Annotated in this window: 14 protein-coding genes; 4 read left to right on the top strand and 10 right to left on the bottom strand. The window is 61.8% G+C overall.

The window, feature by feature from the left end:
- Positions 1-44: 44 nt before the first annotated feature.
- The 3 genes from V7S54_RS22305 to V7S54_RS22315 form a co-directional block, all read right to left on the bottom strand.
- Positions 45-1367, bottom strand: coding sequence for an FAD-binding oxidoreductase (locus V7S54_RS22305; RefSeq protein WP_336408785.1), 1323 nt, complete (start codon positions 1365-1367; stop codon positions 45-47).
- On the bottom strand, positions 1364-2806 hold the full coding sequence (locus tag V7S54_RS22310; protein ID WP_065376191.1) for a UbiA family prenyltransferase: 1443 nt from the start codon (positions 2804-2806) through the stop codon (positions 1364-1366). Before V7S54_RS22310 ends, V7S54_RS22305 begins: the two co-directional genes overlap by 4 nt.
- Before the next feature lie 126 nt (positions 2807-2932).
- Positions 2933-3817, bottom strand: a complete 885-nt coding sequence (locus V7S54_RS22315) for an alpha/beta hydrolase (protein ID WP_065376150.1) — start codon at positions 3815-3817, stop codon at positions 2933-2935.
- Between the two features lie 241 nt (positions 3818-4058).
- Between V7S54_RS22315 and parE the strand changes: the two genes are divergently transcribed.
- On the top strand, positions 4059-6128 hold the full coding sequence (parE, locus tag V7S54_RS22320) for a DNA topoisomerase IV subunit B (protein ID WP_065376151.1): 2070 nt from the start codon (positions 4059-4061) through the stop codon (positions 6126-6128).
- Positions 6129-6257: 129 nt separating this feature from the next.
- On the opposite strand, the gene V7S54_RS22325 is transcribed toward parE, so the two are convergent.
- On the bottom strand, positions 6258-6728 hold the full coding sequence (locus V7S54_RS22325) for a GNAT family N-acetyltransferase (protein ID WP_065376152.1): 471 nt from the start codon (positions 6726-6728) through the stop codon (positions 6258-6260).
- A 227-nt stretch (positions 6729-6955) separates the two neighbouring features.
- Between V7S54_RS22325 and V7S54_RS22330 the strand changes: the two genes are divergently transcribed.
- Complete coding sequence (locus tag V7S54_RS22330) at positions 6956-7369, top strand: hypothetical protein (RefSeq protein WP_065376153.1); 414 nt, start codon at positions 6956-6958, stop codon at positions 7367-7369.
- A 270-nt stretch (positions 7370-7639) separates the two neighbouring features.
- Here V7S54_RS22330 and V7S54_RS22335 read toward each other — a convergent pair whose 3' ends face one another.
- The gene (locus V7S54_RS22335) at positions 7640-8773 is read right to left on the bottom strand and encodes a DUF2336 domain-containing protein (protein WP_065376154.1); all 1134 of its coding nucleotides are present in this window, start codon (positions 8771-8773) and stop codon (positions 7640-7642) included.
- Between the two features lie 74 nt (positions 8774-8847).
- Between V7S54_RS22335 and V7S54_RS22340 the strand changes: the two genes are divergently transcribed.
- On the top strand, positions 8848-9546 hold the full coding sequence (locus V7S54_RS22340) for a hypothetical protein (protein WP_065376155.1): 699 nt from the start codon (positions 8848-8850) through the stop codon (positions 9544-9546).
- Positions 9547-9573: 27 nt separating this feature from the next.
- Here V7S54_RS22340 and V7S54_RS22345 read toward each other — a convergent pair whose 3' ends face one another.
- Entirely contained in the window at positions 9574-10176 is a 603-nt protein-coding gene (locus V7S54_RS22345; protein ID WP_065376156.1) for a flavin reductase family protein, read from the bottom strand.
- Complete coding sequence (locus tag V7S54_RS22350) at positions 10176-10760, bottom strand: nitroreductase family protein (protein WP_065376157.1); 585 nt, start codon at positions 10758-10760, stop codon at positions 10176-10178. Before V7S54_RS22350 ends, V7S54_RS22345 begins: the two co-directional genes overlap by 1 nt.
- A gap of 100 nt (positions 10761-10860) precedes the next feature.
- Between V7S54_RS22350 and V7S54_RS22355 the strand changes: the two genes are divergently transcribed.
- Positions 10861-11865, top strand: coding sequence for a hypothetical protein (locus V7S54_RS22355; RefSeq protein WP_065376158.1), 1005 nt, complete (start codon positions 10861-10863; stop codon positions 11863-11865).
- A 34-nt stretch (positions 11866-11899) separates the two neighbouring features.
- Here V7S54_RS22355 and V7S54_RS22360 read toward each other — a convergent pair whose 3' ends face one another.
- The 3 genes from V7S54_RS22360 to V7S54_RS22370 all read right to left on the bottom strand — a co-directional run bounded on the left by V7S54_RS22360 (position 11900) and on the right by V7S54_RS22370 (position 15566).
- Positions 11900-12739: a lysophospholipid acyltransferase family protein gene (locus tag V7S54_RS22360; protein ID WP_065376159.1), complete on the bottom strand. Its 840-nt coding sequence runs from the start codon at positions 12737-12739 to the stop codon at positions 11900-11902.
- A gap of 79 nt (positions 12740-12818) precedes the next feature.
- Positions 12819-14801: a threonine--tRNA ligase gene (gene thrS / locus V7S54_RS22365; RefSeq protein WP_065376160.1), complete on the bottom strand. Its 1983-nt coding sequence runs from the start codon at positions 14799-14801 to the stop codon at positions 12819-12821.
- A gap of 225 nt (positions 14802-15026) precedes the next feature.
- Positions 15027-15566 carry a DUF1697 domain-containing protein gene (locus tag V7S54_RS22370; RefSeq protein ID WP_065376161.1) on the bottom strand — a complete coding sequence of 180 codons (540 nt, stop codon included), beginning with the start codon at positions 15564-15566 and terminating at the stop codon, positions 15027-15029.
- Positions 15567-15572 lie beyond the last annotated feature (6 nt).

Consider the following 15572-nt stretch of genomic DNA (forward strand, 5'->3'; position numbering starts at 1 on the left):
TCCGTGAAGTTTGAAAGTTTATTTGAATAAAATTGTCTGCATTCTCATTCTGGCAAAGCCAGAGCCGTGCGCTTCCAGAAGTTGGAAACGAGCGCAGGATCGCGCAACGCCTCAAGCTTCCTCCAGGAAGGGAAAGACATTTCAAAGACTTGCGGGCTCATGCGAGCATCCTTGTACGGATTGACCGCACCGCCTGCCTCCACCACGATGCGATCGAGCGCATCCAGCAGCTTTACTGTTCGTTCACCTTGATTGGCGAAGTCCAATGTCAAAGTAAAACCGGGTCGCGGGAACGACAGAACGCCGTGCGAGCCGATGTCGCCGAAACGCTTGAGAACCGTCAGGAACGACGCATGGCCGGCCTTGCGGGCCGTTTCCATGAGTTGCGCGGTGATCTCCGGCGCGCGCTCGACAGGATAAACGCTCTGGTGCTGGTAGAGACCGCGCGGACCGTAAAGTCGGTTCCAGGCGCCGATTGCATCCAGCGGATAGAAATAGGAGGTCCAGGGAACCGTGGTCACGGTTTCGCCCGGCTTCTCCTTGCGGAAGTAATATTCGTTGAAGGCCTTGAGCGTTGTCCGGTTCAGAAGATTGAAGGGCGGCGCGAAGGGTACCGAAAGCTTCAATCCCTTGGGAATATCGGGCAGTTCGCAGGAACCGTCGGCGTGGTCGCCGGCCAGCAGCACGCCCCTGCCAGTGCGGGCTCCCGTTGCGAGCTGGTCGATCCAGGCAACGGAATATTCGTGCTCCTCGTCGACGCGATCGACGAGGGCGAAGTATTGGTCGAGATTATCGAAGCGGATCGCATGCTGTTGCACGTGCGGCGACGGCACCTTCATCAGCCGCAAATCCACGGTCAGGATCAAACCCGTCAGTCCCATGCCGCCGATCGTCGCAGCGTAAAGTTCAGCGTTCTCTCCCGGCGAACAGGTGAACCGATCCCCGTTCGAGCGCAGAAGCGTGAAACCTGTCACGTGATTGCCGAAGGTGCCGCGCGCATGGTGGTTCTTGCCGTGCACGTCGTTGGCAAGTGCGCCGCCGACGGTCACGAAAGCCGTGCCGGGGGTGACAGGCAGGAAGAAGCGATGCTCGATCGCGCGTTCGAGCACCTCGCGCAACGTCACGCCGGCCTCGCAAGACATCATGCCGGTGCCGGGATCGAAGGCGATGATCCGGCCATGCCGGCGGCTTTCGATCAGCGTGCCTCGGTCATTGTGGCAACTGTCGCCGTAGCTGCGGCCATTGCCGAAGGGCAAGTAACCTTCCGCCTCCAGGTTGCCGAGGCGATCCTCATAGTCGTCAGGCGAAATGGCAGGCCGCGCGCGATTGTCGAGGCGGCCCCAGCTTTCATGGTCTTGCAAACTCATTGCGGCCCGATGGCTCCAAACAGGATCAACAGCGCGCCCACCAGCATGGTCAATTGGCTGCGCCAGTCACGCATGATGAAGACAACAGGGTCCTCATGCAGCATGCCGCGACGCGCGAGCATCCAGATGCGCAACAACATATAGAGCACCAGCGGGCAAAGCGGCCACAGCGCCCAGGGCGTGGTGTACATTTCCTGGAGTTCCTTGCTGTGCACGTAGAGCGCAAGGACCAGAGCCGCGGTGAAAGCGGAAGCAACGCCAGCCTGCCCCACCATCTCGAAATCGACAGCGAGATAGCCGCGCCCCGGAACGTTGCCGCCGTCCTTGTCGTCGAATTCGTGCAACTCGACATAGCGCTTCACGAGCGCCAGGCTGAGGAAAAAGAAGATGGCGAAGGAGACCAGCCAGAAAGAGAGCTCCGTGCCTGTTGCCGCGGCCCCGGCAACGATGCGCGTGGTATAGAGGCCGGCGAGCGTGAAGACGTCGACCAGCAGCTTGCGCTTCAGTACGAAGGTATAGGCGGTCGTCGCGCAGGCATAGAACGCCAGCACACCGGCAAATTTCCATGGCAGCAAGAACGTCAGCGACAGCGATGCCAGGATGAGGCAGCCGGCAAGAATGAGCGCCGTCGGCACCGACATCTGACCGCTTGCGAGCGGCCGGTGACGCTTCTTCGCATGGCGGCGATCATTGGCGAGGTCCGAAAGATCGTTGATGACATAGACCGCCGAGGCGAGGAAACTGAATGCAAAGAAGGCGACGATGACGCTCATGATCGCGTCGACGTGCAGGACTTCATGATTGAGGATCATCGGCACGCCGATGAGTACGTTTTTCGCCCATTGATGCACGCGGATGGACTTCAACGGCGCAAGCGCGCTCACCTTGCCGGTCTCAAGCCGTTCCGCGTCATGATTGCGGCGCCACTTCTCCGCCGCGGCATCCGGAGCAACCACGATCGCTCGACGCGCCACTTCGAAAACGGCGATGTCGTCGCGGCTATTGCCCATGTAATCGAAGGCGCCATCACCGAACCGTTCGACCAGCGCCTGGCGCTTGCGGCTGCTCGTCAGATTGAGCGCATCGGTCGAATGCATAACCGAGGAAAAAAGTCCGACATGATCGGCAACGTCTCTGGCGACCAACGGCGCGGCACCGGTGACGAGCACCAGTTCGCGGCCGGTCTTTCTCTCCTCGGCGAGCCGATCGATGACGGCCTGCCGGTAGGGCCAGTCCTGAGCCTTGCGGCCGGAACGCAAGGCTACCTCATGCTTCAGCCGCGCCTTGCCCTTCACCAGCCAGAACAGCATGGGAAAGAGCATCAGCGGATTGCGCAAGAGAATGATCGCCGCACCTTCCCACAGTGTATCGGCGGCCAACAAAGTACCGTCCAGATCCACACACAGCGGAATGTGCCGTGTCTCGGTGCGCGCGTCCATGATTTCCATCCCAGCCATAATTGCCGGCATGATGACGTCTTCAACTTTCCAGAGTGGAAACACGGGCCACAATCTCGCCCGGAAACTGTCGGGCTGGTTAACAAATGTCGGCGGCGCGGACAAAGGTCAGTGGCGACCGATCCAGTTCAACGCATCGCGCCAGTCGGTCATGCGCACCGGGGTGCCGTGCGAGCCGCTTTCGAAGAGGACGAAGCGTGTCGGGTAGCCTTGGCCCTTCAGCCTGCGATAGAGCGCTTTCTGGCTCTCGGCGGGATAGACGCTGTCTCGGCTGCCATGGCTGAAGAACACGGGCAACTTTGCCTTGTAAGCAGCGCTCTTGGTGAAATCGGGGTCGCTGACGCCCCCCATGACCATCATGCCGCCGAGAGCCGAGACCGCGGAGGCATCGCGCGAAACGCCCCAGCAGATGAAACTTCCCATCGAGGCGCAGGCCAGCACCACGGGGCGGCCGCCGGAACGCTCGGAAACCTGTTTGACCAGGCCGGCAACATCCGCAGCACCTGCCGTGTCGAAGGTGCGGACGCTCGGCGCATAGTAGACGCCGCCATTGGCGACGGCGAGGTTCTTCAGCCGGTTGAAGTTACCACCGAAGGAAAAATCGTTGGTGCCGAGCCGGCGATCACCGCCGCGGCCATGGATGAAGATCACCGTGAAGGCAGCGCCGCGATCCGGACCGACGCGGGTCACGTCAAGCGAGCGACCACCAATGTCGAGCGTCTCGTTGACCTGCTCGCTTTTCACGCCCAGCGAAACATAGGCGCGCTTCACCCGGCGTTCCGGAATTTGGTCCCGTTCGTTGATATCGCGCAGCTCCTGATATTCCACCGTCAGGTCGTCGCCGCCATCGTTTTGTTGCAGCACCTTGGCATAGGAGAAAAGCTCGTCCTTGAAGGGCTTCAACGTCTGCGCTTGAGCCGCGGAAGCGCCTGCGGCGAAGGCCGCAGCCAGAAAAAGCCGGCGAAACGGAAAAACAGTTGTGGACACGGCCAATGACGGGCTCCCTCTTTGGCCGGAAGCCTTGCCATCGCACGGACGCCAACGCAACACTTGCTCCGTAACAGGGCCGCAAAGGCGGCATTTCATCTGCGAGCGATGCCAGCATTCTCCTTTTGTTCGCTCTTTCGGCGGGAGTCTGGCAGAATTCAGGTGATTCGACCGCCGGGGGATGGCGGCAAAGTCGAGGTCTTGCTATGGCCTCTCCCCAAGTGACAGGAACGATCCGAACGACCCCATGGACGACAACAGCGACCTCTTCTCCTCCGCGCCCCTACAGCCGAAGCCTGCCGAAGCTGGAGCTCCGCCGCGCAAGCCGCCGACTGCGCCCGCTTCAGGCAGCGACGAACCGCGCCCTGCCCCGAAAGGCAGTGATGGCAGCGACTACGATGCGTCGGCGATCGAGGTGCTCGAAGGGCTGGAGCCGGTTCGTCGTCGTCCCGGCATGTATATCGGCGGCACCGACGAGAAGGCGCTGCACCACCTGTTTGCCGAAGTCATCGACAACTCGATGGACGAAGCGGTCGCCGGTCACGCGAATTTCATCGAAGTCAATCTCGATGCCGACGGCTTCCTGACGGTGACCGACAACGGCCGCGGCATCCCGGTCGAGAACCATCCGAAATTCCCCGGCAAGTCGACGCTCGAAGTCGTCATGACCATCCTGCACGCCGGCGGCAAGTTCGACGGCAAGGCCTACGAAACTTCTGGCGGTCTTCATGGCGTCGGCGTCTCCGTCGTCAATGCGCTCTCCGATGCGCTCGAAGTCGAGGTCGCACGCAACCGCAAGCTCTATCGCCAACGCTTCTCCCGCGGCATTCCGCAGGGCGGGCTCGAAGAACTCGGCGACGTGCACAATCGCCGCGGCACGCGCGTACGCTTCCACCCGGATCCGGATATTTTCGGACCGCACGCCCATTTCGAGCCGGGGCGGCTGTTCCGCATGGCCCGCTCGAAGGCCTACCTTTTCGGCGGCGTCGAGATCCGCTGGTCCTGCGACCCGTCGCTCCTGCAGGAAGGTTCGGAAATTCCGGACAAGGCGGTCTTCCACTTCCCCGGTGGCCTCAAGGACTATCTGGCTGCGACGCTCGGCAAGGAGTTCACCGTCACCCGCGAGATCTTCGCCGGCAAGTCGGAAAAGTCGAACGGCCACGGTTCGATCGAATGGGCGGTCACCTGGTACGGCGGCGACCAACAGGTCCATTCCTATTGCAACACCATCCCGACGCCCGAGGGCGGCACGCACGAGGCGGGCTTCCGCATCGCGCTGACCAAGGGCCTGAAGAACTATGCGGAGCTGACACAGAACAAGCGCGCGGCGATCATCACCACGGACGATGTGATGATCTCGGCCGCGGGCATGCTGTCGGTCTTCATCCGCGAACCGGAATTCGTCGGCCAAACGAAGGACAAGCTCGCGACGGTCGAGGCACAGCGCATCGTCGAAAACGCGCTCCGCGACCCCTTCGATCACTACCTTGCCGACAATCCGGGAGAAGCCGCCAAGCTGCTCGACTGGGTGGTCGAGCGCGCCGAAGAGCGCGTGCGCCGGCGCAAGGAAAAGGAAGTCAACCGCAAGACGGCGGTGCGCAAACTGCGCTTGCCGGGCAAGCTTGCGGATTGCTCGCAGAACACGGCCGAAGGCGCGGAACTCTTCATCGTCGAAGGGGACTCGGCAGGCGGATCGGCAAAGCAGGCGCGCAACCGCGCCAACCAGGCGATTCTGCCGCTGCGCGGCAAGATCCTTAACGTCGCGAGCGCGGGCCGCGAAAAGCTCAGCGCCAACCAGCAGATCACCGACCTCATTCAGGCGCTTGGCTGCGGCACGCGTAGCAAGTACCGCGAAGAGGATCTGCGCTACGAACGCATCGTCGTCATGACCGACGCCGACGTCGACGGCGCGCATATCGCCTCGCTGCTCATCACCTTCTTCTATCAGGAGATGCCAGAGCTGATCCGTGGCGGTCACCTCTATCTCGCCGTGCCGCCGCTCTACCGCATCAGCCAGGGCTCGAAGACGCTCTATGCCCGCGACGATGCGCACCGCGAAGAGCTGATGCGGACCGAATTCGCCGGTCGCGGCAAGGTCGAGATCGGCCGGTTCAAAGGTCTTGGCGAGATGCTGCCAGCGCAGCTCAAGGAAACGACGATGGACCCGAAGTTCCGCACGTTGCTCAAGGTCGAGATCGACGAGATTGATTTCGAGGGCACGCGCGAGGCGGTGGACAATCTCATGGGCACGAAGGCCGACGCCCGCTTCCGCTTCATCCAGGAGCGCGCCGTATTCGCCGAAAACCTGGACATCTGATTGGGCGATGGATGCGAAGGCGCATGACGTTCTTGCGCCCCACACTCCCCGAGCAATCAAGATTGAGAACGGCGGCCCTCGCGCCGCCGTTTTGATTTTCAGCTCACGGCACCACTCGGCGTGGCGAGATCATGCCGCCTGGCGAACAGGCTTTTCCATGAACAGGCTTAGCGGATCAGGCTGATAGTCGCCAAAGGGCGGGCGCTCGACATAGCCGGCTGCCTTGTAAAGCCCGATCGCCTCGGGCTGATAGATGCCGGTTTCGAGGCGAACTGCCGTGTAACCGAGTTCACCTGCGCGCGCTTCCAATGCCTGCAACAAATGCTTGCCGACCCTCAGCCCCCTCGCCTCCGGATCGACGAACATGCGCTTGATCTCGGCCGTACCGTCGCCTGCTTCAACGAGGGCGCAGCAACCGACGATGTTGTCGTCACGCCGCGCCACAAAGAAGGAAACCCCCGACTGCTCCAGGCTCGAAAGGTCGACCATGTGGTTGCTTTCGGCGGGATAGAGCGAAGCGGCATAGGCGTCGGAGAGTTCCAGCAGACGCACGACCTGCGCTTGGCGTGGCGACTCCAGGGCTATGGTTACAGCGCGCAATTGTTTCGTCCTTGTCGATCTTTACTGTTTGCGGCCGGACGTTAGTGCCACCCGTTCCGCCAGCCAATACGTCAAATGACGCAGGCGCGCCCGGTGCCGCCCTATCAATCCGGCTAACGGGCTGAAACAATTTGTTCCCTGTCACCGGCAACGCCGCCCTATTTCGGGGAGAATCGCACAGACATAGGTTGATCGCATCACAACCTCCAGGGACCGACAGGAACACTATGCAAGCGGCGCTGATTGTCATGACCATTCTCGGCTGCGACCACGATGTCAGCCAATGCCAGTACATCTCGACGGTCAACGGCACATGGCCATCGATCGCCCAATGCGACACGGACTCGCAGGCGCGACTGCCGAAGTTTTCGAACGCCAACTATCCGGTCGTCGTCGCCGTTTGCGAAAGCACCGGCCCGGCCCTCGCCGACCTGACCCCGCCGCCGGCCGGCTCCCAACAGAGCCAGACGCCGCCCCCGCAGGTGACGGAACCGGAGCCGGAGCCAACCTTGCCGAAACGGACGCTGGCTTTCCTGTCGGGCGCCATGCCGGACCGTGAGAAGCTCAAGACCATCGTCACGAAGCCGGTGCACTACATCGAAGACGGCTATTCCTGGGTCGCTCGCCGCTTCACCAACTAGGGCACGCTCATACCAGACCAGTGCCGATCGGGCTTTCGGCGCTGGCCGTGACCGCCTCTTCTGCGGTTCGCGGCTGCCAGCCCAGAACGCGACGCGCCTTCTCGTTGGAAATGTGGGAGTCGCGTAGCAGCCAAGCCTGCCAGCCAGTTCGGCAGAATGAACTTTGGCAGCTTGGCGGCATGCGCGGGAAACGCAGGGCGAACCCGCAATCATCGCGCCGCCAGCAAAATTGGGTGGATACGTCGCGGATACAATCCGCCGCAACTGAAGTCAGGCGGCCTGCCGCGCCGCAAGTTCCGCATAATTGCGAGCCGACTGCCGTTCCTCGGCAAATGCCAGGCGTTCGAGCAGGTCGATCATCGCAGTATTGACCGATGACGGGCGCTCATTCCGCAGCCGCGCGAGCAGCGCCGTGGAGACGGAAGCCGTGCTGTCGTTTCCAGCTGAAGTGTCCTTGCGCCAGAGAAGCACGGCCGCAGCAAAGGTTTCGCTGACATCGTGGCCGAGGCCGGCGCTCTCGAACAGAGCACGGATCGAATGAACGCGGCCGCCGGACAGGATGGAGCGCACGCGCTTCTCGCAAACGCCGGAGAGATCGACGATCGCGGCCGAGAAAAACTCCGCACGGCCGGTCACCAGCGCGTGCAGCAGGAAGGCTGGGGTTAATCGACCGGTATCACGCAGATGCACCACGAGGCCCGGCAACTCCTCCACCGCCAGCGTCCCGGCCATGCCGACGGCAGCAATATCGCAAGCTTCCCGCGTGATCCGCTGGACCCGGGCTTCGCCGATTGCCATCTGCACGAGGCCGAAGGCGGCCAGTGCCGCACCGACCTCTTCAACGAGCGTGTGGCGGGCATCGCTTGGCAGGTCCGGCCGAGCAAGCAACAGGTCGCGCACGGCTGCGAAGCAGCCAAGACGCTCGGCAATGCGTTTCAACGATCGGCGCGATAGGTTGGCGCCGGCGTTTTCCAGGAGGATCAGAATTTCTTCCTCACCGCCGATTTCAGCGATTGCGGCCGATACGGCACGGGAGACGAAACTGCGCGCCGCGATCAGAGCGCGCGTTTCGAGCGTTCCCCTGGCAGCAAGGTCCACCAGATCCTCATCCATCAATACCGGCGAACGGGATATGACGACATAGGCAATTTCCGGCTGGTCTTCGGCAAGGCCGAGAATGATGCCGCGCGGAACGGACGAGCAGCCACAAAGCGCATCGGCGAGCGCGCGCCGAACCTTTGGCGACGGATCGTCGAGCAGGAATGTCATCGCCATCTCAGCGGCGCGGCGATCGAGGCCATTCATCTGCGCGTCGACATAGGCCCGACCGAGCGCACTGGCGGCGCGGGTGCGTTCACCCGTTCTCGCCGTTTCCACCCAGCGAAGAAATGCTTGTATGATCACCTACGCCCCACTAGACCACGCCAATGCCACCGATGTTCAAACCCTAGCGGGCAAAGGTTTAAGATTGGTTCACCATGTCTGTTAACCGCTTGCAAACCATGAAGCCGCTGCTGATCGTTAATGGTACGGTGCCGGCCATGGACGTCACTGCGCTCAATGCGCTCACCGGTGTCATCATGGATATCGGTTGCGACACAGAATTAGTGCGCAGCATGGCGCGTTTGGCAGGGCGCAGCTTCGCCCTTCTTGCGCGCGTCGAACCGCTGGAGCGGCTGGACGAAGAGGCATTGAACCGGCTGCTCGACAGCGGCGCCGACGGTGTCGTGCTTTCCGGCTGCCGCGGTCGCGCCGACATACAACGGCTCGACGTGATGTTGCGGGTTGCGGAAGCCACCAACGGCATCGCGCCCAACCGAATCCGGATCTATGCGGAATACGGCTGCGCGCCGGAGGCCCTGTTATCGCCCCATCCGCTGATAGGTTCGTCGCCCCGCCTGGAAGCGCTGATCTTCGACGGTGCTGCGTTGGCCAAGTCCCTTGGCTGTCTGGAACCGACCAGCGCTCCCCATCAGCGCGTCGCAGCGCCGATCCTTGCTGGACGAGCATATGTGGTCCTGAGGGCGTACGAAGCTGGTGTGCCCGCCTACGAAATACTGCCTGCCACCCCCGACGAAACCGCGACACGGTGGGCGCACTCGCTGAGCCGAGACAACGGCTTTGCCTCGGTCATTTGCAACGCGATCGAACAGGCAACCATCGTAAGCAACGCGTGACCTATCAGGCGCGCAAAGTCGCTGATATCAACGTGTCGGGCGGATCATCTGGAAGACATCGCCGCCGTCGCAATAGTCCATGTAACCGAGACGGGCGAGCGGCTTGACCGTCGCCATGTCGAAGCGGCCGTCACGGATTGCTTCCTCGCGGATATGAATGCCGACGACCTGACCGATGACGACATAGTTGTCGGACACTGCGCCATCCAGGCCCTTCGGTTGAAACATCTCCGTCATCCGGCACTCGAGCGCAGCAAAAGCCTCACCGACGAACGGCGCCTTCACCAGAGTGCCGTTGACTGGCGTGAGCCCGGCGATCTCGAATTCACTCTCGCTGTGCGGCGCGGGAATTGACGTCTTATTCACGGCCTCGGCAAGACTGCGGCTGGCGAAGCTCGCCGTGAACTCACCGGTTGCTTCGATGTTGCGGACCGAATCCTTGTAGCCGCTTGACGAGAACATCACGAGCTTCGGCCGATCACTGATGGCATTGAAGAAAGAATAGGGCGCGAGGTTATGCGAACCGTCGCGCCCACGTGTGCCGATCCAACCGATCGGCCGCGGCGAGACGATGGCCTTGAAGGGGTCATGCGGCAAGCCGTGACGGTTCGAGGCCGTATCGTAGAACATCAGGCGCCCTCGCCGACCCAGGTGACGATCTCTTCAAGTTCGGGCCTCGGCCGCTCCGTCGGCGGCACCATCGCAGTGCCGATGTGAATGAAGCCGGCTAGCTTCTCACCCGGCTTGACGCCCAGCAAGGGATAGGCGCGCTCGTCGAAGGCAAACCATTCGGTCAGCCAGTTGGAGGCGTAGCCAAGTGCGTTCGCTGCCATCAGCAGGTTGAGGCACACGGCGCCGGCAGACATCTGTTGCTCCCATTCCGGAATCTTGAAGTGCGGCGCAGCCGTGCTGACCACGGCGACCACGACCGGAGCCCGCGTCAGCCGCGTTTCCTCGACCTTGATCATTTCTTCCGAGAGGTCGGGCTTCGCTGCGAGTGCCATCGCCCTCAACTCGGCACTGATGCGCGCCCTCTCCTCGCCGCGATAGACGATGAAGCGCCAGGGTGCGAGCTTGCCGTGGTCCGGGACGCGAGAGGCGAGCTTCAGCATCTCCTCGACCTCGGCCTTGCTGGGGCCGGGTTCGCCCATCTGGAATGCGGGGATCGAGCGACGGGACGCGAGATAATCAACAAGCTTAATTTCGGTTTTCATGTCGGATGAATTCCACTAATTTGCCGCAGCATCGGCAGCCACGAAAATGCCATATCGGCGTCCCAAGTGGAGTCACTCAGTCAGGAAGTCAACTGCTCTCATGCGTGCATGCTCTCGTATTTTCCTCAGAACCGGGCTCGCGATCCTTGTCGCCGGCGCTGCTGCAGGAAGCGCGCTTGCCGAGGATGCGACCCAGGCCTTCGAGAGCTTTCCTTCGATCGCCGGCCCGCGCAAAATGCCGAAGCTTACGGGCTTCAGCCCGATGACGACGGATCCGATCGCCGGCGGTACCTTGAAGGATGTCAAGCTCGAGGCGCTGCTCACCGAGAAAGGCGCCCCCGTCGAGGCCGGCCTGACCTGGCGCGTGTTCAGCCCGATCCCCGGAAGCGACGGTAAGCTGCCGCTTCTTGCAACGTCGGAAGGTGGATCGACGGCGTTCAACGTCGTGCCGGGCGATTATTTCGTCAACGTTTCGTTCGGACGTGCCTCCGCGACACGCAAGATCCGCGTTCCCCAGGACGGCACGCTCGAAAAGCAGGTTCTGGTCCTGGATGCGGGCGGCATCAAGCTGAACGCCGTTTCCGGCAGCGATGTGCGCATACCACCGGCCGAACTCAGCTTCTCCGTCTATTCCGCCGATACCAAGAGCGATGGCGAACGGGCGCTCATCATGTCTGACGTGAAGGCGAACACGGTGATCCGGCTCGGCGCCGGAACCTATCACGTAACCTCGAGCTACGGTGCCACCAACGCCTCGACGGCCGCCGACATCCAGGTCGAAGCCGGCAAGCTGACGGAAGCGACCATCCAGCATCGCGCCGCCAAGCTGACGCTCAAGCTCGTCTCTGAGCCCGGCGGCGAAGCGATTGCCAATACCGCATGGACGATCCTGACTTCCGCGGGCGACACGGTTGACGAAGAAAACGGCGCCTTCCCGACGCTGGTTCTGCTCGAAGGCAGCTACTCCGCCGTCGCACGCTACAAGGACAAGATCTACGAACGCGACTTCACCGTAAAGGCCGGCGTCAACACGGATGTGGAAGTGTTGCTCAGCAGCGGCGGCAACGATGCGAGCCCGGGCGCGATTTCCGACGCAGCGGACTAGGATCTTCTTCCAGCTTCAACCAACTGACGCTACGTCAGCCCACCCGTCTCATGAACCGCCGGCGCGGCGGCGCCATGGAGAAGACCGCTTCATAGATGCGGGCCAGCAAGTCCTTGCGATCGCCACAGGCACCGAGGTCCTCGGGCGTCAGCACACGGCCGATGCGCGCTGCGATCGTCGTGCCGGACAGACGGCGGAACTCGCGGATCAGCAGCGACAATCTCAATGTCAGCGAAATCTTGCTCGCCAGATGGAAGATGGGACCGTTCTGTCCCTCGAAATAGATCGGGATCACGCTCGCCCGCGCAGCTTGGATCAGCTTCGCCGGAAAGATCTTCCAGGGCAGGTCCTCGGCACGGCCAAAGCCTTTCGGCGCGGTCGCAACGCCGCCGGCAGGGAAGATGACGATCGTCACGCCTTCCTTCAACAGGCGCAGCGCTTCATGGCGGGTCGCCATATTGACGGCGAGCGCTTCCTTCGTCTCCTCGAACGACACCGGCAAGGAATAAGGCGCCATTTCTGGCACCTTCAGCAGTTCATTGTTGATGAGCACGCGGAAAGGCCGGCCGAGCTGTTCCGCGAGCGCCAGCACAGCGATGCCGTCGCCAATGCCGAAGGGATGATTGGCGATGATGACGATCGGCGTATCGGGCAAGTGCCGCGGCGGCCACTCACCCTCGGTTCGCAGCTTCACATCGATCAGCTGCAGCATTTCACCGAAGACCCGATCGCTCTTGCCGACAATGTCGGACCGCCAGCGCGTGTAAAGCTTTGCGTAGCGGTTGCGGCCCGACAGGCCTTCTATGGAGCGAATGAACCAGCGCTTCAGGCGCCGGTCGTTTTCATTGGCGTAGGACAGCTCTTTGAACTGCACGGAAATCTCCGATGGATACGATCTTATCCGGATATTCCGCTAATATGACAGTTTGCTGACAAAGCAAGTGCCCGGGGTATCAACCCCGGGCTTTCTTTTCTGCCTTGCGCTTGAGGTCCGGTGCCGTGGCCTCGAAGGCGAGCGACGCGATTGCCTCGTCGAGCGACATTGCGGTCTGGGCCTGGGAGCCAAGACGACGGATGTTGACCGAACGCTCCTCAGCTTCGCGCTTGCCGCAGACGACGATGACCGGAACCTTCGTTACCGAATGTTCGCGGACTTTGTAGTTGATCTTCTCGTTGCGGAAGTCGGTCTCGACGGTGAGGCCGGCGTCACGCAGGAGTTCGGCAACCTCGCGACCGTAGTCGTCGGCTTCCGAGGTGATCGTCGCGACCACCACCTGCAGCGGCGAAACCCACAGCGGCATGTGGCCGGCGAAGTTCTCGATCAGAATGCCGAGGAAGCGCTCCATCGAACCGCAGATGGCGCGATGGATCATGACCGGCTGGCGCTTTTCCGATTCCTTGTCGATGTAGAAGGCACCAAAACGCTCCGGCAGGTTGAAGTCGACCTGCGTCGTGCCGCACTGCCACTCGCGGCCGATCGCGTCCTTCAGGGTATACTCGAACTTCGGACCGTAGAAGGCGCCCTCGCCTGGCAGGATGCCGGTCTTGATGCGGCCTTCCGACTGCGCTTCGATGGTCTTCAACACGTCCATCATCACGCTTTCAGCGCGATCCCAGAGTTCGTCGGAACCGACGCGCTTGTCAGGACGGGTGGAGAGCTTGACCACCACTTCCTTGAAACCGAAATCCTCGTAGACCGAGAGGATCAGGTCGTTGATGCGCAGGCATTCTTCCGCCATCTGCTCGTCGGTGCAGAAGACGTGCGCGTCGTCCTGGGTGAAGCCGCGCACGCGCATCAGGCCGTGCAGAGCGCCCGAAGGCTCGTAGCGATGAACGTTGCCGAATTCGGCGAGACGCACCGGCAGCTCGCGATAGGACTTCAGGCCGTGCTTGAAGATCTGGATATGGCCGGGGCAGTTCATCGGCTTCAGCGCGAAGATGCGCTCGTCGTCGGTCTCGTCGCCGGCAACGGTCACCTTGAACATGTTGTCGCGGTACCAGCCCCAGTGGCCCGAGGTTTCCCAAAGCGACTTGTCGAGCACCTGCGGCGCATTGACTTCCTGATAGGTGTTGGCGAGCCGCCGGCGCATATAGGCGACCAGCGTCTGGAACATGCGCCAGCCCTTGCCGTGCCAGAAGACGACGCCGGGGCCTTCCTCCTGGAAATGGAACAGGTCCATTTCGCGGCCCAGGCGGCGATGGTCGCGCTTTTCGGCTTCGGCGAGCACGTGCAGGTACTGGTCGAGCTCTTCCTGGGTGTGCCAGGCCGTGCCGTAGATGCGGGTCAGCATCGCGTTGTTGCTGTCGCCACGCCAATAGGCGCCGGCCACTTTCATCAGCTTGAAGGCGGTGCCAATCTGGCCGGTCGAGGCCAGGTGCGGGCCGCGGCAAAGGTCGAACCAGTCGCCCTGGTAATAGATCTTGAGATCCTGGCCCTCCGGGATCGCATCGACGAGCTCGACCTTGTAGGCCTCGCCCTTGTCGGCAAAGACCTGGCGGGCCTTTTCACGCGACCAGACTTCCTTGGTGAAAGGCTTGTTGCGGGCAATGATCTCCTTCATCCGCTTTTCGATCAGCGGCAGGTCGTCGGGCGTGAACGGCTCGTTCTTGGCGAAGTCGTAATAGAAGCCGTTGTCGATGACCGGGCCGATGGTCACCTGCGTTCCCGGCCACAGTTCCTGCACGGCCTCGGCCATCACGTGTGCGGCATCGTGGCGGATAAGCTCAAGCGAACGCTTGTCGTCGCGCACGACGATCTCGAGCCGGCCATTGGTCACGGGATCGGACAGGTCGCGCAGCTCGTCGTCGAGCGCAATCGCTACCGCCTTCTTGGCGAGCGACTTCGAAATCGATTCTGCCACGTCGCGGCCGGTCGTGCCGAAGGGATATTCGCGCACCGAGCCATCTGGAAATGTAAGGGAAACAGGATTCGACATGATGATCTCCTATCCAGTCCCGCCAACGAATGCGGGTGGTATGGTTGACCGGAAACGACCGGTGAATTGACGATACAGCGTCGCATCCGTCAGATGCGCATAGGTCGCTGTAGTGCTTTGGATTGCTGCATGTTTTGCCCCTAAACCGAGACAGCCCAGGAAAACACGCCGTAGCCTGATAAAGGGTTTTCGAAAGTGAGTAAAGGTTGAAGGCTGCGACAGAGCCTAGCCGCGCAGCATCTCGGCGAGCCCCTTCACGGTGTTCCAGTTGCGAAACGTCCCGATGCCCAAACGCTTGGTCGTCATTGCACCCAGCAGTTTCGATTCGCTGGCCTTGCCGGGGAAATGCACCCAGAGATCGCCATCGACAATTGCCAGACGTTCGCCAGCGGCGCAGTAACGCCGAAGTCCTTCGAGCGTGGCTTCGGTGAGCGGGTCGCGCATAACGCGGACATGCACGCGCGTGGCATCCTCTTCGCCCTCGTCGCGAAATGGATTGGATGCCGCAAGCTTCAGCCAGCCGGCACCGGAACGAACAATGATGTCGACATGCCGACCGAATGTCTCGGAGAAGGCCTTCTCAAGCGGCAATTCTAAGTCACCGATGGACGTTTGTCCGGTCTCGAACACAAGATTGCCGGTCGCAACCAGCGTTCGCGGCGAGCGATAGCCGAGGCCTTCGGCCATCTCTCTGAGGTCGGCCATCACGACACGTCGCCCGGCACCAAGAACAATGCTGTAAAGCAAGGCAACGTAGCTGTTCATCCACCC

Origin of the sequence: Ensifer sp. CCNWLY38, assembly GCF_037120565.1 — a bacterium.
Taxonomy (GTDB): Bacteria; Pseudomonadota; Alphaproteobacteria; order Rhizobiales; family Rhizobiaceae; genus Ensifer; species Ensifer adhaerens_H.

Bases quoted from the DNA above. Each gene is read 5' to 3' on its own strand.
- V7S54_RS22305 (WP_336408785.1), bottom strand. From the start codon at position 1,367: ATGAGTTTGCAAGACCATGAAAGCTGGGGCCGCCTCGACAATCGCGCG.
- V7S54_RS22310 (WP_065376191.1), bottom strand. From the start codon at position 2,806: ATGGACGCGCGCACCGAGACACGGCACATTCCGCTGTGTGTGGATCTG.
- parE (WP_065376151.1), top strand. From the start codon at position 4,059: ATGGACGACAACAGCGACCTCTTCTCCTCCGCGCCCCTACAGCCGAAG.
- V7S54_RS22330 (WP_065376153.1), top strand. From the start codon at position 6,956: ATGCAAGCGGCGCTGATTGTCATGACCATTCTCGGCTGCGACCACGAT.
- V7S54_RS22340 (WP_065376155.1), top strand. From the start codon at position 8,848: ATGTCTGTTAACCGCTTGCAAACCATGAAGCCGCTGCTGATCGTTAAT.
- V7S54_RS22345 (WP_065376156.1), bottom strand. From the start codon at position 10,176: ATGTTCTACGATACGGCCTCGAACCGTCACGGCTTGCCGCATGACCCC.
- V7S54_RS22350 (WP_065376157.1), bottom strand. From the start codon at position 10,760: ATGAAAACCGAAATTAAGCTTGTTGATTATCTCGCGTCCCGTCGCTCG.
- V7S54_RS22355 (WP_065376158.1), top strand. From the start codon at position 10,861: ATGCGTGCATGCTCTCGTATTTTCCTCAGAACCGGGCTCGCGATCCTT.
- thrS (WP_065376160.1), bottom strand. From the start codon at position 14,801: ATGTCGAATCCTGTTTCCCTTACATTTCCAGATGGCTCGGTGCGCGAA.
- V7S54_RS22370 (WP_065376161.1), bottom strand. From the start codon at position 15,566: ATGAACAGCTACGTTGCCTTGCTTTACAGCATTGTTCTTGGTGCCGGG.